The sequence below is a fragment of the Isoptericola sp. NPDC057653 genome, assembly GCF_042799955.1.
Taxonomy (GTDB): domain Bacteria; phylum Actinomycetota; class Actinomycetes; order Actinomycetales; family Cellulomonadaceae; genus Isoptericola.
The window spans coordinates 1,530,326-1,551,608 of record NZ_JBHVHP010000001.1; the positions used below are offsets into that span (position 1 = coordinate 1,530,326).

A 21,283-nucleotide genomic window follows, 5' to 3' on the forward strand; every position below is an offset into this window, starting at 1 on the left:
GGATGACGATGTCCACAGGGTTCCCCTGGCTCACGGTCCTCATCGTGTGGCCCCTGGTCGCGGCGGCAGCCACGGCCCTCACCGGCGTGGGGCGCGGACGCCCCGCGGCGGGCGCGGTCACCGGGGCGGGGAGGTTCGGGGCGGGCACGGCCCGCACGGTCGCGCTGGTCGGCGCGCTCGTCGAGGTGGCGCTGCTGGTCGGGGCGTTCGCCGCCTTCGACACCGGCGACGCCGGCACCCACCAGCTCACCGAGACGCACTCCTGGATCCCGGCGCTCGGGGCCAGCTACGCGGTCGGGGTCGACGGCGTGGGCCTGCTGCTCGTCGCGCTGTCGGTGGGCCTCGTGCCGCTGGTGATCCTCGCCGCGTGGAAGGAGCAGGGCGGCGACCACGCGAAGCTGCGCCGCTACCTCGCCACCGTGCTGGTCCTCGAGGCGTTCATGGTGACGGTGTTCGCGGCGCGCGACGTGTTCCTCTTCTACGTGGTCTTCGAGGCCATGCTGATCCCGGCGTACTTCCTCATCGGCGGGTTCGGGCAGGGGCCGCAGCGGAGGTACGCCGCCGTCAAGTTCCTGCTGTTCTCCCTGGCGGGCGGCCTCGTCATGCTGGTCGGCGTCATCGCGCTCTACCTGCAGGTGCCGGCGGGGGACCGCGGACCCGCGACGTTCCTCACCGACAACCTCACCGGGCTGGCGCTCGACCCGACGGCCGAGAAGCTCATGTTCTGCGCCTTCTTCCTCGCGTTCGCGATCAAGGCGCCCATGTTCCCGGTGCACAGCTGGCTGCCCGACGTCACGCAGAACGCGACGCCCGGCACGTCGACGCTGCTGATCTGCGTGCTCGACAAGGTGGGCACCTTCGGAATGCTGACCCTGTGCCTGCCGCTGTTCCCCGAGGCCAGCCGGTGGGCGGCACCGTTCGTCGTCGTGCTCGCGGTGATCTCGATCCTGTACGGCGCGATCCTCGCCATCGGGCAGAGCGACGTGCTGCGCCTCATCGGCTACACCTCGGTGTCCCACTTCGGCTTCATCATCCTGGGCATCTTCACGTTCACGTCGCTCGGCACCGCGGGCTCGGGCCTCATGATGCTCAACCACGGCATCTCGACCGGCGCGCTGTTCCTGATCGCCGGGTTCGCGATCGCCCGGCACCCGCGCCAGAGCCAGCTCATCGGCGACTACGGCGGCCTGCGGAAGGTGGCGCCGATCCTGGGCGGCACCTTCCTCGTGGCCGGCCTGTCCGCCGCGTCGCTGCCCGGCCTCGCGACGTTCGTCTCCGAGATCATGGTGTTCCTCGGGTCGTACTCGCGCTGGCCCGCCGCGGTCCTCGTGGCCGTGCCCGCCGTCGTCCTCGCCGCCGTGTACGTGCTGCTCACCTACCAGCGCATGTTCACCGGCGCGACGACGCCCGAGCTCGAGAGCGCGCGCGACCTCGACGGCCGCGAGAAGACGGTGGCCGGGGTGCTCGTCGGCGCGCTGCTGGTGCTCGGGCTCGTGCCCGGCCCGGTGCTCGACTACGTCCGCGCGCCGGGCGAGGTCTCCGTCCAGCAGGTCGGGGAGACCGACCCGCCGCCCGTGATCCAGTCGTCGGCCGTGGACGCCGCCTCGTCCGCCGCCACCGAGGGGAGCCAGCTGTGAACGACTTCGTCGCACCGCCCATCGACTGGGCGGCCGTCTCCCCGGTGCTGATCGTGCTGGCCGCCGGCGTCCTCGGGGTCCTGCTGGAGGCGTTCGTCCCCGCCCGCGCGCGGCGCGCCACGCAGCTCACGCTCACCCTCCTGGCCCTGGTCGGGTCGCTGGTGGCGGTGGGCCTGCTGTGGGGCCGGGTGCAGGACGGCGCGGTGTCGGTGGTCGGCGGGTCGTACCTGCTGACGCCGTTCGGCCTCGGCGTGCAGGCCGTCGTCGCGATCTGCGCCGTGCTGGGCGTGCTGGTCGTCGCGGAGCGCACCACCGCCGGCCAGGACGCGTTCGCCCCCTCGGCCGCGGCCGTGCCGGGCACCGCCTACGAGGACGAGACCCGGAGGGCGGGCCTGCAGCAGACCGAGATCTTCCCGCTGATCCTGTTCGCGACCGGCGGCATGCTGCTGTTCCCCGCCACGGACGACCTCATCGTGATGTTCGTGGCGCTCGAGGTGCTCTCGCTGCCGCTGTACGTGCTGTGCGCGACGGCGCGCCGCCGGCGCCTGCTCAGCCAGGAGGCGGCGTTCAAGTACTTCGTGCTCGGCGCCTTCGCGTCCGCGCTGTTCGTCTTCGGGGTCGCGCTCGTCTACGGCTTCGCCGGCACGGTGCGCCTGCAGGAGATCGTCGCGGTGCTCGCCGACCCGGCGACGTCGCCGCTCGGCACGATGCCGGCGCTCGTCGTGGTGGGGCTGCTGCTCGTGCTCAGCGGCCTGCTCTTCAAGATCGGCGCGGCGCCCTTCCACGCCTGGACGCCCGACGTGTACCAGGGCGCCCCCACGCCCGTCACCGGCTTCATGGCGGCGTGCACCAAGGCCGCGGCGATCGGCGCGCTGGTGCGGGTGCTGTTCACCCTCGCCAACGGCCTGACGCCCGAGTTCCGGCACGACCTCGAGGTCGCCCTGTGGGCGGTCGCGATCCTCACGATGCTGGTCGGCACCGTCGCCGGTGCCGTGCAGACGGACGTCAAGCGCATGCTCGCGTACTCGTCGATCGCGCACGCGGGGTTCCTCGTGGTCGGCCTGGTCGGGATGGACGAGGTCGGCTCCCGCGCCGTCCTCTTCTACCTGCTCGCGTACGGCCTGGCCACGATCGGCGCGTTCGCCGTCGTCACCCTGGTGCGCGAGCGCACGGTGACCGGCGACGAGTCGCCGGGCGACGGGCCCGTGCCGGACGACGGGGTCGTGCTCGGCGAGGCCACGCGCCTGGCGCAGTGGGCCGGGCTCGGCCACCGGGCGCCGTGGCTGACCGCCGCGTTCTCCCTGTTCCTGCTGTCGATGGCGGGGATCCCGCTCACGGCCGGGTTCGTCGCCAAGTTCGGCGTGTTCTCCGCCGCGGTGGAGGCGGGGGCGTGGCCGCTCGCCCTGCTCGGCGTCCTGGCCTCGGCCGTCGCCGTGTTCTTCTACGTGCGCGTCATCGTGCTCATGGTGCTGACCCCTCCGCCCGGGCGCGACGCCGTCGCGGCGGCGGGCTCGACGGCGGCCGGGGAGGGCGGGCCGGAGGCGGGGTCCTCCGGCGGCGGCACGGCGACGCTCACCGGCGCGGCGACCCGCACGCTGGTGTCGCGGACGGTGGTGACGGTCGTCGGCTCGCGGGGGCCCGCGGCGTTCGCGATCGCGGTCTGCGCGGTGGGCGTGCTGCTGCTCGGCATCCTGCCGGCGGGGGCGCTGGACCTCGTCGGCCAGGCGGCGCAGTTCCGGCCCTGAGCGGCGGCCGCGGCGGGGTGATCGTGAGCGACCCGACGCGTCCGGCGGGCGGTTTCGGTGCGGTGTTCCGGGCCGGGGACGGATAGGTTCGGACCGTGACTCGCGCACCTTCCGCGCCGGCCTCCGGGTCGGGGCACACGCCGCCCTCGCCGCCGCCGGCGATCCCGCTGTCCGACCCTGCGCTCGCCGCACGGCTCGCCGAGCGGATGACGCTGGTCGACGCGGCGCTCGACGAAGCCGTGGCCTCGGCCGACACGCTCGCCGACGACGCGTCGCGCCACCTCGTCGCGGCGGGCGGCAAGCGGTTCCGTCCGCTGCTGACGCTGCTCGCGGGGGAGCTGGGCGACGGCTCGCGCCCGGAGCTCGTGGACGCGGCCGTGGTCGTGGAGCTCACCCAGGTCGCGTCGCTGTACCACGACGACGTCATGGACTCCGCGCCCGTGCGCCGCGGCGCGCCCGCCGCGCACACCGTGTGGGGCAACTCGGTGGCGATCCTCGTGGGCGACCTCCTCTTCGCGCGCGCGTCGGCGCTCGTCGCGGGCCTCGGCCCCGAGGCGGTGGTGCTGCAGTCGCGGACGTTCGAACGCATGTGCCTCGGCCAGCTCCACGAGACCATCGGCCCGCGCGACGGCGAGGACCCGGTGCAGCACTACCTGCAGGTGCTCAGCGACAAGACGGCGTCGCTCCTCGCGACGTCGGCCAAGCTGGGCGCGATGTTCGGTGGCTGCGCGCCGCAGACGGTGGACGCGGTCGGTGCCTACGGCGAGAAGGTGGGCGTGGCGTTCCAGCTCGCCGACGACGTGCTCGACATCGCCTCGTCCGGTGACGAGTCCGGCAAGACGCCCGGCACCGACCTGCGCGAGCACGTGCCCACGATGCCGGTGCTGCTGCTGCGCCAGCGGGTCGCGAGGGGCGAGGGCACGGACGAGGACGCGGCGCTCGTCGCACGGCTCGACGGCGACCTGTCGGGCGACGACGCCCTCGCCGCGGTCGTCGCGGACCTGCGCGCCCACGAGGTGCTCGCCGAGACCCGCGAGGCCGCGGCCCGCTGGGCGCGCGAGGCCGCCGCCGAGCTCGGCCCGCTGCCCGCGGGCCCGGTCCGCGAGGCGCTGGCGGACCTCGCCACGGCCCTGGCGGACCGCACCGTCTGAGCACCCGCGGGACCCCCGTGGCGTCCCGGCGGCGGGTTCGGGCGCCGACCGTCGGGGGCAGCGGTCACGCGAGGCGGGCGGCCGTGAGCGCCACCGCCGCGCCCGCCAGCATGAAGGGGCCGAACGCGATCGCCGTCGTCCGCGACGCCCGGCGGGTGGCGAGCAGCACGAGGGCGGCGAGCCCGCCGAGCAGGAACGGCAGCAGGGCGGCCGCGGCCCAGGTGGCCCAGCCGGCCCAGCCGGTCGCCACGCCGAGCAGCACCGCGAGCTTGACGTCCCCGAGCCCCATCCCGGCCCGGTGGACCAGGTGCAGCAGCAAGTACACCGCGCCGAGCGCGAGCCCGCCCGCGAGGGCGCGGACCAGGGCCGGCCCGTCGCCCGTGGCGAGGGCGGCGACCCCGAGCAGCACGACGACGAGCGCCGTCCCGGGGCGGGTGAGGGCGTCCGGCAGCCGGTGGGTGCGCAGGTCGACCACCGCCAGGGCGACGCCCACGCAGGCCAGGACGACGAAGGCCGGCGTGGCCCAGCCCGGTCCGCTCGCCCACACGGCCCAGACCGCGGCGGGGAGCGCGCCCACGCCGACGGCCCGGCGGACGGGGGCGAGCTCGCGCCGGGCGCGGTCGAGGGGCGAGGGCATCCGAGCATGCTAGGGGCGTCGCCCCGGGCGACGGAGCGCCCGTCCACAGGCACGCGCCAGGTCCGCAGGTCAGGGTCCGGAGGGCTAGAGGGACACGGCGAGCACGAGCTGCCCGAGGCACACCACCGCGACCGCCATGCTCAGGAGGAACGGCGCGCGGCTGCGCGGCCGGACGACGCCCACGACCCCGGCGCCGACCGCGAGGGCCACGGCCGCGCCGGTGAGGGCGACCGCCGTCGGGCCGGGAGCCCCCTCCGGCCCGACGAGCGCGACCACGCTGCCCGCGGCCAGCACCACCGGGGCCAGGACGCTGGAGGCGCGTCGTCCGAGGCGGTGGGGGAGGCCGCGCACGCCGGTCGCGTGGTCGTCCTCCAGGTCGGGCAGCACGTTGGCCACGTGGGCCCCCACCCCGAGCAGGGCCCCCGCGCCGACCAGCCAGGCGGGCACGGCGGGCCGCCCGGCCGCGAGCACGACGAAGGCGGGCAGCAGGCCGAACGAGACGGCGTAGGGCAGCCACGAGGCCACCGTCGACTTGAGGCCGGCGTTGTACGCCCACGCGCTCGCGACGGCGGCCAGGTGCAGCAGCCCGGGCCGCAGCCCGGTCGCCAGGGAGAGCAGCGCGCAGGCGGCCAGCGCGCCGAGGGCCGCGGCGCGCAGCGTCGCGGGGGAGACGGCGCCGGTCACCGTGGGCTTGTCGCGGCGTCCGACGCGGGCGTCCCGCGCGGAGTCCAGCCAGTCGTTGCTCCACCCGACGGAGAGCTGGCCCGCCCCGACCGCCGCGGTGACCAGCAGGGCGCGCGGGAGGGTCGCCCCGGCGCCGAGCGCCAGCCCGAGGCCGAGCAGCGTCACCACGGCCGCGGGGGGCGCGTGCGCGGCGACGAGGAGCCCGCGCCACCGCGCCGTCACGCCGACCGTCATGACCGGAACCTAGCGCGGTCCGGCGCCGTCGGCAGGTGGCGGGCCCGCGCCCGCGCGGGCGACCCCGAGCGGTGCCACGATGCCCCCATGTCGCGAGTCCTGGCCGTCGCACCCGTCCTGCCCGGCCCGGCGCACCCGCAGGAGCGGATCGACGACGTCGTGCTGCCGTTGCTCGCGGCCGACGCGTCGCGCCGCGCCCTCGCGCGCCGGCTGCACGCGTCGTCGGGGGTGCGCACCCGCCACCTGGCGCTCCCGCTGCCCGCGTACGCCGGGCCGACGTCCTTCGCGCAGTCCAACGCGCACTTCGTCCGGGAGGGCACCGACCTGGCGGAGCAGGCCGCGCGCACGGCGCTCGCGGCCGCGGGGGTCGACCCGCAGGACGTCGACCTGCTGTTCTTCACCTCGGTGACCGGGATCGGCGCGCCGTCGATCGACGCGTCCCTCGTGGGCCGGCTCGGGCTGCGGCAGGACGTGCGCCGGGTGCCGTCGTTCGGGCTGGGGTGCTCGGGCGGCGCGGCGGGCCTCGGCCTGCTGCACGAGTACCTGCGCGGCCGTCCGCGGGGCAGGGCGCTCCTGGTCTCGGTGGAGCTGTGCTCGCTGACGTTCCAGCGGGACGACGCGTCGACCGCCAACCTCGTGTCGTCGGGCCTGTTCGGGGACGGGGCGAGCGCCGTCGTCCTCGGGGGCGAGGACGTCGCGGTCCCGGCCGGCCGGCCGGTCCCCGAGGTCGTGGCGACGCGGAGCCGGCTCTACCCGGGTACCGAGGACCAGCTCGGCTGGGACGTGCGGGACAGCGGGTTCGGCATCGTGCTCTCGGCGGAGCTGCCCCACCTGCTGCGCGCGCACCTCGCCGGCGACGTCAAGGACCTCCTCGCCGCGCACGACCTGGAGGTGGCGGACGTCGGGACCTGGGTGGTGCACGCGGGCGGGCCGAAGATCGTCGACGCCGTCCGCGACGCGCTGGGCCTCGACGAGGCGGCGCTGGCCCGCACCCGCTCGACCCTCGAGGCGCAGGGCAACCTCTCGTCGTCGTCCGTGCTGCACGTGCTGGCCTCGACGCTCGACGACGGCGCGCCGCCGCCCGGGGGGTGGGCGGTGCTCATGGCGTTCGGACCCGGCGTGTCCGCCGAGCTCGTCCTCCTGCGCGGGCGGGAGGTCGCGTGAGCACGTCGGTGGCGCTGTACGTCGCGCTGGTCCTCGCGACCGGGGCCGAGCGGGTCGCCGAGCTCGTCGTCTCGGCCCGGCACGCCCGCTGGTCGTTCGCGCGCGGCGGGGTCGAGTCGGGGCGCGGCCACTTCCCGGCGATGGTGGCGCTCCACACCGGGCTGCTGCTCGCGTGCGTCGCCGAGGTGGTGCTGCTGGACCGGCCGTTCCTGCCGTGGCTGGGCTGGCCGATGCTGGCGCTGGTGCTCGCGAGCCAGGCGCTGCGCTGGTGGTGCATCGCGACGCTCGGGGAGCGCTGGAACACCCGCGTGATCGTGGTCCCGGGGCTGCCGCTCGTGTCCGGGGGGCCGTACCGGTGGTTCCGGCACCCGAACTACGTGGCGGTCGTCCTCGAGGGCGTCGCGCTGCCGCTGGTGCACACCGCCTGGCTGACCGCCGTCGTCTTCACCGTCCTGAACGCGTGGCTGCTGCTCGGGTTCCGCGTCCCCGCCGAGGAGCGCGCGCTGCGCCTGGCGGACGACGCGCGCGCCGGGTGAGCGCGCCGTGACCCCGGACGCCGACGTGGTCGTGGCCGGCGGCGGGCCGGTCGGGCTGGCGGCCGCCCTCGAGGCCCGCCGCGCGGGGCTCGACGTCGTGGTCCTCGAGCCCCGGCCGGCCCCGGTCGACAAGGCGTGCGGCGAGGGGCTCATGCCGGGCACGCTCGCCGCGGTCCGCCGGCTCGGCGTCGACCCGCCCGGTCACGACCTGGGTGGCATCTCCTACCGGCAGGGCGACGTCGTCGCGGACCACCGGTTCGCCGCCGGCCCCGGACGCGGGGTGCGCCGGACGGTGCTGCACGCGGCGCTGCACGAGGCGGCCCGGGACGCGGGGACGGTCGTGCTGGCGCGCCGGGTCACGACCGTCGAGCAGCGCGGGGGGCTGGTGACGGCGGGCGGCCTGCGGGCGCGGTGGCTGCTCGCCTGCGACGGGCTGCACTCCCGGGTGCGGCGGGAGACGGGTCTGGAGGTCGTCGCGCCGCGCGCGGTGCCGGGCCGGGGCCGGCGGGCGGCGGACCGGCGGCGCTTCGGCCTGCGGCGGCACTACCGGGTGGCGCCGTGGTCCGACCTGGTCGAGGTGCACTGGGGCCCGCGCGTCGAGGCGTACGTGACCCCTGTGGCCGCGGACCTCGTCGGCGTCGCGCTGCTGGGCCCGGCCGGCGTCGACTTCGACGCCGAGCTCGCCACGCTGCCGCGGCTCGCCGCGCGGCTCGAGGGAGCGGCGGCCGGGCCGCTGCGCGGCGCCGGACCGTTGCGCGTGCGCTCCGCGGCCCGCACCGCGGGGCAGGTCCGGCTGGTGGGCGACGCCTCCGGGTACGTCGACGCGCTCACGGGGGAGGGGCTGCGCGTGGGGCTGGCGCAGGCGCGCGCGGCGGTCGAGCACCTCGACGACCCGGCCGCCTACGAGCGCCGCTGGGCGCGCGTCACCCGGGACTACCGCCTGCTGACCACCGGCCTCGTCGCCGCCGCGGGCTCGCCGCTCCGGAGCGCGGTCGTGCCCGCCGCCGCGCGGCTGCCGCGCGTCTACGGGACAGTGGTGGAGCGGCTGGCGCGCTGAGCGGACGGGTGCCCGGGGTATCAGGTGCGCGACGGGGCGCTCCCTGTGGACAGACGGGGACAAACCCCTGTCGCCTGTGGGTGGGGTCTGCCTATCCTGGGCCGGCGATCGCACGGGGGCGTCACCGCCTCGTGTCGGGTGTCTGCCCAGGTCATCGTCCTCCGGGGGAATCTTGAGCTTGCTGACGCGGCTGCGCGCCGACCGTCGTGCGTCCGTCTCCACCGCTGTCGTCGTCGCCGTCGCCGGCGGCGTCGTGACGGCTGCCGTGCTGTACGACGGCCAGGCGACGGCGGACGTCGACCTCGACGACTCGGGCGTGTGGGTGACGAACCAGGCCTCGGGCCTGGTGGGTCGGTTCAACACCGAGGCCAAGGCGCTGGACGGCACGATGCTGGCGGGCAGCTCGGCGTTCGACGTGGACCAGCAGGCGGGTCAGGTGCTCGTCGCGGACGACGGCAGCAGCGCCGCGAACGTCGTGGACGTCGCGCGGCTCAAGTTCCACGCGACGACGCAGCTGCCGGCGGGCGCCGAGGTCTCGCTCGGCGGTGGCCGGGTGTCCGTGGTGGACGACGAGTCGGGCTCCCTGTGGGTGACGTCGCTCGAGGGGCTGTCCTCCCTGGACACGGAAGAGACGGACCCGACGGCGGAGCTGGACGGCGCGGCCACGTCCGTGGTCTCGGAGTCGGGCGTCACGTACGCCGTGGTGCCGGGCCGGGACGTGCTGTGGACGGTGGCGCCGGGCGAGGAGCCGTCGACCACCGAGCTCGGGATGCTGTCCGAGGGCGACGACGTCGTGCTCACGACCGTCGGTGACGACCTCGTGCTCCTCGACCGGACCACCGGCGAGCTGCGCCTGCCCGGCGGCGACGTGGTGGACGTGGCCGACGCGCAGGGCGCCCGGCTGCAGCTGCCCGGCCCGTCGTCGTCCTCCGTCGCGTACGCGACCTCCGCGGAGCTGGCGCTGCAGCCGCTGGGCGGCGGCACGGCCACGTCGCGCAAGGCCTCGGGCACGCCGGCGTCCCCCGTGCAGCTCGGCGGCTGCCTCTACGGCGCCTGGTCGGGCTCCGGGCAGATCGTGCGCGACTGCGAGGGCACGGACCGCGACGTCGACGAGGTCCTCGAGGGCATCGACCGGTCCACGGAGCTCGAGTACCGGGTGAACCGGAACAACGTGGTGCTCAACGACCTCACCGCGGGCACGCTGTGGATGGCGCTCGAGGACTACCAGAAGGTGGACGACTGGGACGTCCAGCTCCCCGAGCAGGCGGAGGGCTCCGACGAGGACGCGGAGGACGCGAAGCCGGAGCTGGTCGACAACACCGTGGTGGACCGGGAGAAGCAGGACCCGCCCGTGGCGAAGGACGACGACCTCGGGCTGCGGCCCGGGCGCACCACCGTGCTCGACGTGCTGTCGAACGACCTCGACCCGGACGGCGACGTCATCACGGCGTCGCTGGTGGGCGAGCAGCCGGGCGGGCTGCGCGTGGAGCGGGTCATGGGCGGCAAGGCGCTGCAGGCGGTGGTGCCCGCGGACGGGACCGGCTCGACGACGTTCACCTACGAGGCCGACGACGGCCGCGGCGGCACCGACCGGGCCACCGTGCGGCTGCGCGTGTCGCCGGAGGACGAGAACGCCGCGCCGGAGCAGGAGGGCAGCCCGGTGCTGCGGGTGCAGCAGGGCAAGACGGCGACCATCAAGGTGCTGCCGTACTTCCGCGACCCCGACGGCGACGACGTGTACCTCGCCACCGCCCGTTCGACGGTGCAGGGCGACGAGGTGCGGGCCTACCCGGACGGCACGGTGGAGTTCCGCGACGGCGGCACGTCGACCGGGCGCAAGAAGGTCAGGCTGACCGTCGGCGACGGGCGGGGCGAGGTCGTCGAGGGCACGCTGGACGTCGACGTGCTCAGCGAGGGCAACGAGCCGCCGGTGGCCGTGGGCGACCACGTCGTCGCGACCGCCGGCCAGCCGGTGACGATCGAGCCGCTGACGAACGACACCGACCCCAACGGCGACGAGCTGCGCCTCTCCAAGGTCAGCCCGGCCGCCCCGGCGGAGATCACGCCGAACCACGACGCGGGCACGTTCACCTTCCTGGCGCAGGAGCCGAAGTCCTACGACGTGCTCTACCAGGTCAGCGACGGTCCGTCGTCGACCACCGGCGTGGTGCGCGTGGACGTGCAGGACCCGAAGGAGGCGAGCGGCGCGCCGATCGTCGTGAGCGACGCGGCGATGCTGCCCGCGGGCGGGTCCGCCCTCGTGGACGTCCTGGCGAACGACACCGACCCGACGGGCGGCGTCCTGGTGGTGCAGTCGGTGCGGGTGCCGGACGACGCGGGCGTGAGCGTCGCGGTCCTGTCCCACCAGATGCTCCGGATCACCGAGACCCGGCGCATCTCCGAGCCGGTCGTCCTGGAGTACACGGCGTCGAACGGCAACGACACGTCGACCGGGCAGGTGCGCGTGCTGCCGGTGCCGCCGCCGGACCGGCTGCAGCCGCCGAACGCGGCACCGGACGAGGTCACGGTGCGCGTGGGCGACTACGTCAACATCGACGTGCTGGCCAACGACTCCCACCCCGACGGCCTGGAGCTGACGCTCGGCGAGGAGCTGGAGCAGTCGGTGGACCCGGAGCAGGGCGACCTGTTCGTCTCCGAGGACCGGCTGCGGTTCCGCGCCGGCCCCGAGGCCGGCACCGCCTACGCGATCTACACGGTGCGCGACCCGAACGGGCAGGAGGACTCCGCCCAGGTCACGATCCACGTCCGCGGCGGCAAGGACAGCGCGGCGCCCGTGCCGCACGACGTCGACGCCCGCACGCTCGCGGGCGGGACGGTGCGGATCCCCGTCCCGCTGGACGGCATCGACCCCGACGGCGACTCCGTGCAGCTCACGGGCCTCGCGACGGGGCCCGCGCAGGGTCGTGCCGAGGTGGTCGACGGGTACGTCGACTACGAGGCGAGCGAGGACGCCCGTGGCCTCGACTCCTTCCGGTACACCGTCCAGGACGCCCGCGGCGAGGTGGCCACGGGCGTGGTCCGGGTCGGCATCGCGCAGCCGCCCGCGACGAACCAGCCGCCCGTCGCCGAGGACGACGAGATCACCGTGCGCCCCGACCGGCGCGTCGCGATCCCGGCGCTGGGGAACGACTCCGACCCCGACGGCGACCAGGTGGGCCTGGTCCCGGGGTCGCTGGAGGGCGGCGACGACCTCAGGGCCAAGGTGTCGGAGGACCGGATCGTCGTGCAGACCCCGGGCGAGGAGGGGACCACGACCTTCTTCTACGCGATCGAGGACACGTACGCGGCGCGCGGCTCGGCCGCCGTGAGCGTGACCGTCGCGAAGGACGCGCCGCTGCAGCGGCCGGTCGCGCGCGACGACTCCGTGCCGGTGGCGGACCTGCTCGGCAAGACGACGGTGACCGTCCCGGTGCTGGACAACGACGAGGACCCGGACGGGTCCACCGACGACCTCGAGCTCGAGACCGACTCGTCCGCCGCGACGGTGACGCCCGACGGCGAGGTGCAGGTCGAGCTCGCCGAGCAGCGGCAGGTGATCACCTACACCGTGACGGACGTGGACGGGCAGAGCGCGAAGGCGTTCGTCGTCGTCCCCGGCCTCACGTCGGTGCAGCCGATCCTCAGGCCGGGGCAGGCGCCGCTCGAGGTGCCCTCGGGCGAGTCCCTGGACGTCGACATCGCCGACCACGTGCTGGTGGTCGAGGGCCGCAGCCCGCGCCTGACGACGGCGGACGAGGTGACCGGCCTCGAGGGCGAGGCCGAGGTGACCGGCACGACGACGCTGACGTACACGCCGCGGGAGGACTTCACCGGACCGGCGGGGGTGACCTTCGAGGTGACGGACGGCGACGGCCCCGACGACCCGGAGGGGCACACGGCGGTGCTGACGCTGCCGATCACCGTGCTGCCGCCGGACAACCTGCCGCCCGAGCCGGGCTCCCCGTCCGGCCAGGTCGCGGCGGGGGAGGAGAACGTGGTCGACCTCGGCCGGTTCGCCAAGGACCCGGACGGCGACGACCTGCGGTTCGAGCTCGGCGCGCTGCCGAAGGGGCTGCGCGCGACGACGGCGGGCTCGCGGGTCACGCTCGAGGCGTCGCCCGACACCCCCAAGGGCACCACGCTGACGGTGCCGTTCACCGTGACCGACGACGAGCACCCGCCCGTGGACGGCGAGCTCGCCGTCGAGGTGGTGGCCTCGACCCGGCCGCTGGCGCGCGCCGTCGACGACACGGTCGACGACGCCCACCAGGGCCGGGCGGTCTCCGTGCCGGTGCTCGCCAACGACTCCAACCCGTTCTCCGACCGCGGGCCGCTCGAGCTCGTCGGCGACGCCGTCCTCGAGACCGGGCAGGGCGGCACCACCGTGGACGGCGACCAGGTGGTCGTCACCCCGCAGGCCGACTTCGTGGGCACGATGGTGGTGCGGTACACGGTGCAGGACGCCACCAAGGACCCCGACCGGCAGGTCGAGGGGCGCATCACGGTGAACGTCGTCGGCGCGCCCGAGGCCCCGGCGACGCCGGTCGTGGAGGAGGTGCGCTCGGAGACGGTCGTGCTGTCGTGGACCCCGCCGGGCAACAACGGCTCCGAGATCACCGGGTACACCGTGACGTCGAGCCGCGGCGACACGTTCGACTGCGCCACGACCACCTGCACGCTGGGCGGCCTGACCAACGACGTGACCTACACGTTCACGGTGGTCGCGACCAACGACGTCGGGCCCTCGAAGAAGTCGCCGCCGTCGGCGGAGGCGCGTCCGGACGAGAAGCCGGACCCGCCGGCCGCGCCCCAGCTGGAGTTCGGGGACGGCTCGCTGACGGTGACGTGGGACAACGCGACGTACTCCGACCGGTCGCAGATCTCGTCGGTGACCCTGGAGATCTCGCCGGCGCCCGCGAACGGCCAGACGCAGAAGGTGGGCGTCACCGGCGAGCGCATCGCGTGGGACCACCTGACGAACGGCACGGCGTACAAGGTGCGGATCCAGGCGGTGAACTCCGCGCCCGACCCGTCGGACTGGGGCGCGTGGTCCACCACGATGGTGCCGGCCGGCCCGCCGGACGCCCCCGCGGCGCCGTCGGCCTCGCGCGTCGACGACGCGCTGGGCGGCCAGGTGAAGGTCACCTGGGGCGCGCCGGAGGACAACGGCGACGCCGTGAAGAAGTACTACCTCGACGTCTTCAAGAACGGCTCGAAGGTGGAGACCCGCACGGTCTCCGGCACCTCGCAGAGCCTCGAGGGGCTCGACCGGAAGGGGAGCTACGCCTTCGCGGTGACGGCCGAGAACAAGGCGGGCAAGGGCGGCACGAGCGGGAGGTCGAACGCGGTGACGCCGTTCGGCAAGCCCGGCGTGCCGGGCGCCGCGAGCGCGAAGGTCGGCACGGGGATGAGCGGCCAGGCCGCCGTCTCGTGGGGCGCCGCGAACGACAACGGCAACCCCGTCACGTACACGGTGGCGACCGACAAGGGCGGCAGCACGACGACCACCGGGACGTCGACGCGGTTCTCCGGGCTGTCGAACGGCACCGCCTACCGGTTCCACGTCCAGGCGTGCAACGCGGCGGGCTGCTCGGACTGGACGGCCTGGACCGGCGCGGTCACGCCGTTCGGCCCGGTGCCCGCGCCGTCGGTGAGCGCCACCGGCCAGAGCAACGGCGTGAAGTTCACGTGGGGCACCACCGAGAACGGCCGACCGGTCACCGTGAGCGTCACGGGGGCGTTCACCTCCTCCGCCGGGTCCGGCACGAAGACGGTCACGGTCGACCCGGGCCAGAACAAGCGGGTCTGCGTCACGGCGAAGGACAAGGAGGGGCAGTCGAACCAGACCTGCAAGGACGCCTCCGCCCTCCAGGCGGACGCCTGGGTGACCCGCGGGCCGAGCGCGAAGGGGCAGCCGGGCTGCACGGACGGCTCGTGCGCGTACTTCGTGGTGAACACGAAGAACTTCAAGCCCGGCACCCACCACGTGAACTGCTACGGCGACGACCGGGACGGGTGGAGCGACATCACCGAGTCCGGCGCGGGCTACGACATCAGCCTGCCCGAGTCGGGGAAGAAGCAGCTCCTGTGCTACTTCGGCTACCCGGGCAAGCAGGTGGCGGTGAAGATCGACGGCAAGGAGTACCGGCGCACCACCTGGTGACGGGCCCTCCCGGGGGTCCGCGGGCCCGGCCACGGGGACCTGCATGGGGACCTCTCCCCATGCCCGGGGACCGGGATTCCTTGCCTCGGGCGGGTGAATTCTGGCTATCCTGTCCGCGCGATCGCACCGCGCCGACGTCGGCCCGGGCGGGGGGAGTTCGACCCGGGTCGTCGGCCAACAGGGGAGTCATTCAGCGTGTTCACGCGTCTGCGCGGAAACCGTCGCGCGTCGGTCTCGACGGCAGTGGTCCTGGCAGTCTCCGCGGGCATGGTGACCGCGGCGGTGCTCTACGAGGGCCAGGCGACGGCGGACGTCGACCTCGACGACTCGGGCGTGTGGGTGACGAACCAGGCCTCGGGCCTGGTGGGTCGGTTCAACACCGAGGCCAAGGCGCTGGACGGCACGATGCTGGCGGGCAGCTCGGCGTTCGACGTGGACCAGCAGGCGAGCCAGGTGCTCGTGGACGACAAGGGCACCCATGCGGGGAGCGTCGTCGACGTCGCGCGCCTGAAGTTCGGCTCGACGACGAAGCTGCCGGGCGCCGCCGAGACCTCCATGGGCGGCGGGCGCGTCGCCGTCGTGGACGGCGAGTCCGGGTCCCTGTGGGTCACCACCGTGGACCGCTTCGCCGGCCTCGACACGCAGAAGGCGGACCCGACGGCGGAGCTCGACGGGGCGGCGTCCGTCGTCGTGTCCGAGGGGGGCACCGCGTACGCCGCCGTGCCGGCCCGGGACGTGCTGTGGACGGTGGCGCCGGGCAAGGACCCGGCCACGACGAAGCTCGGGATGCTGTCCGAGGGCGACGACGTCGAGCTGACCACGGTGGGCGACGACCTCGTGCTCCTCGACCGGACCACCGGCGAGCTGCGCCTGCCGGGCGGCGACGTCGTCGACGTCTCCGGCGCCCAGGACGCGCGCCTGCAGCAGCCTGGCCAGGGTTCCGGCTCGGTGGCGTACGCGACCGCGGACTCGCTGGTGGTGCAGCCGCTGGGTGGCGGCGCGGCCACGTCGCGGCAGGCGTCGGGCACCCCCGCCGCGCCGGTGCAGCTCGGCGGCTGCCTGTACGGCGCGTGGTCGGGCTCGGGGCAGATCGTGCGCGACTGCGAGGGCACGGACCGCGACCTCGACCAGGTGCTCGAGGGCATCGACCAGTCCACGGAGCTCGAGTACCGCGTGAACCGCGGCAACGTGGTGCTGAACGACCTCACGGCGGGCACGCTGTGGATGGCGCTGGACGAGTACGAGAAGGTCGACGACTGGGACATCAAGCTCCCGGAGCAGGCCGAGGGCTCCGACGAGGACGCGGAGGACGCCAAGCCCGAGCTGGTCGACACCACCGTCCTCGACCGGAAGAAGGAGGACCCGCCCGTCGCGAAGGACGACGACTTCGGCGTCCGCCAGGGCCGGGCGACGGTGCTCGACGTGCTCTCGAACGACCTCGACCCGGACGGCGACGTGATGACCGCGTCCCTCGTCGGCGACCAGCCGGACGGCGTGCGCGTGGAGCGGGTCATGGGCGGCAAGGCCCTGCAGGCGGTCGTGCCCGCCGACGCCACCGGCTCGGCCACGTTCACCTACGAGGCCGACGACGGCCGGGGCGGCACCGACCAGGCCACGGTCAAGCTCCGGGTGGTGCCCGAGGACGAGAACGCCGCGCCCGAGCAGGAGGGCAGCCCGGTGCTGCGGGTGCAGCAGGGCAAGACGGCGTCGATGAAGGTGCTGCCGTACTTCCGCGACCCGGACGGCGACGACGTCATCCTCCTCACGGCCGCGCCGACGGTGCAGGGCGACGAGGTGCGGGCCTACCCGGACGGCACGGTCGAGTTCCGCGACGGCGGCACGTCCACGGGACGCAAGAAGGTCAAGCTCACGGTCGGCGACGGCCGGGGCGAGGTCGTCGAGGGCGTGCTGAACGTCGACGTGCTCGGCGACGGCAACCAGCCGCCGGTCGCGGTCGGGGACCACGTGGTGGTCACGGCCGGCCAGCCGGTGACGGTGGAGCCGCTGAAGAACGACACCGACCCCAACGGCGACGAGCTGCGGCTGGCCAGCGTGGCCGACGCCGCGCCCGCCGAGATCACCCCGAACTACGACTCGGGCACGTTCACGTTCCTGGCCCAGGAGCCCAAGTCCTACGACGTGCTCTACCAGGTGAGCGACGGCCCGGAGGCCACGACGGGCGTCGTGCGGGTCGACGTGCAGGACCCGGACGCCGCGCAGGGCGCGCCCGTGGTGGTCGCGGACACCGCGCTGCTGCCGTCGGGCGGCTCGACCCTCGTGGACGTGCTGGCCAACGACACCGACCCGGCGGGCGGCGTGCTCGTGGTGCAGTCGGTGGACGTGCCGGACGACGCGGGGGTGAGCGTCGCGGTCCTGGGGCACCAGATGCTGCGCATCACCGAGACCCGGCGCATCTCCGAGACGGTCACGCTGCGCTACACCGTCTCCAACGGCACCGAGACCGCCACGGGCCAGGTGCGCGTGCTGCCCGTGCCGCCGCCGGACCGCCTGCAGCCGCCGAACGCCGCGCCGGACGAGGTCACCGTGCGCGCGGGCGACTACGTGAACGTCGACGTGCTGGCCAACGACTCGCACCCGGACGGCCTGGAGCTCACGCTGGCCGACGAGCTGGAGCAGTCGGTGGACCCGGCGCAGGGCGAGCTGTTCGTCTCCGAGAACCGCCTGCGCTTCCGCGCGGGGTCGAAGCCCGGCACGGCGTACGCCATCTACAAGGTGCGCGACCCGAACGGGCAGGAGGACTCCGCCCAGGTCACGATCCACATACGCGGCGGCAAGGACAACGCCGCGCCGCTGCCCCGCGACGTGGACGCGCGGGCCCTGTCCGGGGGCACGGTCCGCATCCCGGTGCCGCTGGACGGCATCGACCCCGACGGCGACTCGGTGCAGCTCACGGGCCTGGCGACCGGCCCGGCCCAGGGCCGCGCCGACGTCGTCGACGGGTACGTCGACTACGCGGCCAGCAAGGACGCCCGCGGCCTCGACACGTTCCGCTACACCGTGCAGGACGCGCGGGGCGAGGTGGCCACGGGCGTGATCCGGGTCGGCATCGCGCAGCCGCCGGCCACCAACCAGCCGCCCGTGGCCCAGGACGACGAGGTCACCGTGCGCCCCGACCGCCGGGTCGCCGTCCCGGCGCTGGAGAACGACTCCGACCCCGACGGCGACCAGATCGGCCTCGTGCCGGGCGCCCTCGAGGGCGGCAAGGACCTCGGGGCCAAGGTGTCCGAGGACCGGATCGTCGTGCAGTCGCCGAGCGCCGAGGGCACGACCACCTTCTTCTACGCGATCGAGGACACGTACGCGGCGCGGGCCTCGGCGTCGGTCAGCGTGCAGGTCGCGAAGGACGCGCCCCTGCTCGCCCCGATCGCGCGCGACGACTCGGTGCCCGTGGCCGACATCCTCGGCCGCACGTCCGTGACGGTGCCGGTGCTCGACAACGACGAGGACCCCGACGGCGCGGCCGACGACCTCCAGGTCACGACCGACGCCACGGGGGTGACCGTGACGCCCGAGGGCGAGCTGGACGTCACCCTCACCGAGCGTCGCCAGGTGATCACCTACACCGTGACGGACGTGGACGGGCTCACGTCGAAGGCCTTCGCCGTCGTGCCGGGCCTCGCCGCGGCCGAGCCGATCCTCAAGCCGGGGCAGGCACCGCTGGAGGTTCTCGCCGGCGAGTCGCTGAAGATCGACATCGCCGACCACGTCCTGGTGGTCGAGGGGCGCACGCCCCGCCTGACCACGGAGGACCAGGTCACCGCGCTGGAGGGCGGCGTCGAGGTGACCGGCAGGACCACCATGACGTACACGCCCCGGGACGACTACACGGGCCCGGCCGGCGTCACCTTCGAGGTCACCGACGGCACCGGCCCGGACGACCCGGACGGCCACTCGGCCGTGCTGACCCTGCCGATCACCGTGCTGCCCCCCGAGAACCTGCCGCCCGAGCCGGGCTCCCCGTCCGGCCAGGTCGCGGCGGGGGAGGAGAGCGCCGTCGACCTCGGCCGGTTCGCCAAGGACCCGGACGGCGACGACCTGCGCTTCCAGCTCGGCAGGCTGCCGGGCGGTCTCGGCGCCACCCTGAAGGGCGGCCGCGTGACGCTCGAGGCGTCGCCCGAGACCCCGAAGGGCACCACGCTCACCGTGCCGTTCACGGTGACCGACGACGAGCACCCGCCGGTGGACGGCAAGCTCACCGTCGAGGTCGTCGCGTCGACGCGCCCGCTCGCGCGCGCCGTCGACGACGTCGTCAAGGACGCGCACCAGGGCAAGCCGGTCTCCGTGCCGGTGCTGGCCAACGACTCCAACCCGTTCGCCGACCGCGGGCCGCTCGAGCTCGTCGGGCAGCCGGTCGTCGAGACCGGCCGCGGCGACGCGACCTCGGACGGCAGCAAGGTCGTCGTCACGCCGAAGGAGGACTTCGTCGGGACGCTCGTGGTGCGCTACACGGTGCAGGACGCCACCAAGGACCCGGACCGCCAGGTCGAGGGCCGGGTGACCGTCAACGTCATCGGCGTGCCGGAGGCGCCGTCGAGGCCCGTGGTCGAGGAGGTGCGGTCCGAGACGGTCGTGCTGTCGTGGACGCCGCCGGCGAACAACGGCTCCGAGATCACCGGGTACACCGTGACCTCGAACCAGGGCGACACGTTCGAGTGCGCCACCACCACCTGCACCCTGACGCCGCTGACCAACAACGTCACCTACACGTTCACGGTCGTCGCGAACAACGAGGTCGGGGCGTCCGACCCGTCCCCGGCCTCCGAGGACGCCCGTCCGGACCAGAAGCCGGACCCGCCGGCCGCGCCCCAGCTGGAGTTCGGCGACGGCTCGCTCACCGTGACCTGGGCCAACGCCTCGTACACCGACCGGTCGCCGATCACGTCGGTGAACCTGGAGATCTCGCCCGCGCCGGCGAACGGCGAGACGCAGAAGGTGGGCGTCACCGGGCAGCGCATCGTCTGGGAGGGACTCACCAACGGCACCGCCTACAAGGTGCGGATCCAGGCCGTGAACGACGCGCCGGACCCGTCCGACTGGGGTACCTGGTCGACGTCGGAGATCCCCGCGGGCAAGCCCGACGCGCCCGCGGCGCCCACGGCCTCGCGGGTCAGCTCGGAGATCGCCCCGGACGGGGGTCAGGTCGACGTGTCGTGGACCGCGCCGAACGACAACGGCGACGCCGTGAAGGCGTACACCGTGGACGTCCTCAAGGGCGGCTCCAAGGTCGACACGCGCACGGTGACGGGCGCGACGTCCACCACGTTCGAGGGCCTCGACACCAAGGGCTCGTACACGTTCGCCGTCACCGCGGAGAACAAGGCCGGCAAGGGCGGCACGAGCGGCGCCTCGAACGCGGTGACGCCGTACGGCAAGCCGCCCACGCCCGGCGCGCCCAGCGCGAGCGTCGGAAAGGGCATGAGCGGGCAGGCGAAGGTGTCGTGGGGCGCCTCCGACGACAACGGCGCCGCGGTCACCTACACGGTCGCCACGGACCAGGGCGGCAGCACCACGACCACCGGGACGTCCATGACGTACGGCGGGCTCTCGAACGGCACCGCCTACAAGTTCCGGGTCCAGGCCTGCAACGCCGGCGGCTGCTCGGCGTGGACGGCGTACTCGGGCGCGGTGACGCCGTTCGGCCCCGTCCCGACGCCGACCGTCTCCGCGACGGGCGGCGACCAGAAGGTGTCGTTCAGCTGGTCGACCAGCACCAACGGCCGGGACATCTCGGTGAAGGTCAGCGGCGCCCTGTCGAGCTCGGCGAAGTCCGGCAGCGACACCGTGAGCGCGGGGTACTCGCAGACCAAGGAGATCTGCGTGACGGCGACCGACACGGAGGGCCAGTCGAACCAGAAGTGCGCGGCGGCCACGTCGGACGCTGCGCCGCAGCCGTCGCTGACGCTCCAGCGGGGTACCAGCGCCGACGGCGAGCGCGAGTACGGCGCGTGCGACGGGGCGGCATGCGCCTACCTGCGGATCACCGTCCGCGACGCCAAGCCGAACACCACCTTCACCTACGAGTGCATCGCGGACGGCCGGAAGTTCAACACCGCGGGCACGAACTGGATGAAGGCCCCCACGGAAAGGACGAGGACCGACGCCAACGGCAACGCCGGACCCCGCGACCTGTGGTGCTACTACGGCGGCGGCGGTGACAGCGTGAAGGTCACGACGAACCTCGGCCTGACCAGCAACACGGTGATCTGGTGACGACGGCCGGTCGGTGACCGCATCGTGACGATTGCCCGGGAACG

General features: G+C 74.6%; 10 protein-coding genes. 8 read left to right on the plus strand and 2 right to left on the minus strand.

Annotated elements, in window-relative coordinates; all coding sequences use genetic code 11:
- The first annotated feature begins 8 nt into the window (after window positions 1–8).
- The 3 genes from ACFU9A_RS06905 (at window position 9) to ACFU9A_RS06915 (ending at window position 4,533) form a co-directional block, all read left to right on the plus strand.
- Window positions 9–1,637 carry an NADH-quinone oxidoreductase subunit M gene (locus ACFU9A_RS06905; RefSeq protein WP_430575351.1) on the plus strand — a complete coding sequence of 543 codons (1,629 nt, stop codon included), beginning with the start codon at window positions 9–11 and terminating at the stop codon, window positions 1,635–1,637.
- Window positions 1,634–3,382: an NADH-quinone oxidoreductase subunit NuoN gene (nuoN, locus tag ACFU9A_RS06910; RefSeq protein ID WP_430574516.1), complete on the plus strand. Its 1,749-nt coding sequence runs from the start codon at window positions 1,634–1,636 to the stop codon at window positions 3,380–3,382. Before ACFU9A_RS06905 ends, nuoN begins: the two co-directional genes overlap by 4 nt.
- A gap of 95 nt (window positions 3,383–3,477) precedes the next feature.
- Window positions 3,478–4,533: a polyprenyl synthetase family protein gene (locus ACFU9A_RS06915; protein ID WP_430574517.1), complete on the plus strand. Its 1,056-nt coding sequence runs from the start codon at window positions 3,478–3,480 to the stop codon at window positions 4,531–4,533.
- 64 nt (window positions 4,534–4,597) lie between these two features.
- Here ACFU9A_RS06915 and ACFU9A_RS06920 read toward each other — a convergent pair whose 3' ends face one another.
- Window positions 4,598–5,170 (minus strand): prepilin peptidase, encoded by a 573-nt coding sequence (locus ACFU9A_RS06920; protein ID WP_430574518.1) that lies wholly within the window; start codon window positions 5,168–5,170, stop codon window positions 4,598–4,600.
- Window positions 5,171–5,254: 84 nt separating this feature from the next.
- On the minus strand, window positions 5,255–6,088 hold the full coding sequence (locus ACFU9A_RS06925) for a UbiA family prenyltransferase (protein WP_430574519.1): 834 nt from the start codon (window positions 6,086–6,088) through the stop codon (window positions 5,255–5,257).
- Between the two features lie 87 nt (window positions 6,089–6,175).
- Between ACFU9A_RS06925 and ACFU9A_RS06930 the strand changes: the two genes are divergently transcribed.
- The 5 genes from ACFU9A_RS06930 (at window position 6,176) to ACFU9A_RS06950 (ending at window position 21,239) form a co-directional block, all read left to right on the plus strand.
- Complete coding sequence (locus ACFU9A_RS06930; protein ID WP_430574520.1) at window positions 6,176–7,252, plus strand: type III polyketide synthase; 1,077 nt, start codon at window positions 6,176–6,178, stop codon at window positions 7,250–7,252.
- Between the two features lie 8 nt (window positions 7,253–7,260).
- A complete protein-coding gene (locus tag ACFU9A_RS06935; protein WP_430575352.1) occupies window positions 7,261–7,788 on the plus strand; it encodes an isoprenylcysteine carboxyl methyltransferase family protein in 528 nt (175 codons plus the stop codon).
- Between the two features lie 7 nt (window positions 7,789–7,795).
- Window positions 7,796–8,845 carry an NAD(P)/FAD-dependent oxidoreductase gene (locus ACFU9A_RS06940; protein ID WP_430574521.1) on the plus strand — a complete coding sequence of 350 codons (1,050 nt, stop codon included), beginning with the start codon at window positions 7,796–7,798 and terminating at the stop codon, window positions 8,843–8,845.
- A 172-nt stretch (window positions 8,846–9,017) separates the two neighbouring features.
- Window positions 9,018–15,008: an Ig-like domain-containing protein gene (locus ACFU9A_RS06945; protein ID WP_430574522.1), complete on the plus strand. Its 5,991-nt coding sequence runs from the start codon at window positions 9,018–9,020 to the stop codon at window positions 15,006–15,008.
- A gap of 267 nt (window positions 15,009–15,275) precedes the next feature.
- Entirely contained in the window at window positions 15,276–21,239 is a 5,964-nt protein-coding gene (locus ACFU9A_RS06950) for an Ig-like domain-containing protein (protein ID WP_430574523.1), read from the plus strand.
- Window positions 21,240–21,283: the final 44 nt, after the last annotated feature.

Excerpts from the sequence above, each read along its gene's own strand:
- ACFU9A_RS06925 (WP_430574519.1), bottom strand. The coding sequence starts at position 6,088 with ATGACGGTCGGCGTGACGGCGCGGTGGCGCGGGCTCCTCGTCGCCGCG.
- ACFU9A_RS06920 (WP_430574518.1), bottom strand. The coding sequence starts at position 5,170 with ATGCCCTCGCCCCTCGACCGCGCCCGGCGCGAGCTCGCCCCCGTCCGC.
- ACFU9A_RS06930 (WP_430574520.1), top strand. The coding sequence starts at position 6,176 with ATGTCGCGAGTCCTGGCCGTCGCACCCGTCCTGCCCGGCCCGGCGCAC.
- ACFU9A_RS06905 (WP_430575351.1), top strand. The coding sequence starts at position 9 with ATGTCCACAGGGTTCCCCTGGCTCACGGTCCTCATCGTGTGGCCCCTG.
- ACFU9A_RS06950 (WP_430574523.1), top strand. The coding sequence starts at position 15,276 with ATGGTGACCGCGGCGGTGCTCTACGAGGGCCAGGCGACGGCGGACGTC.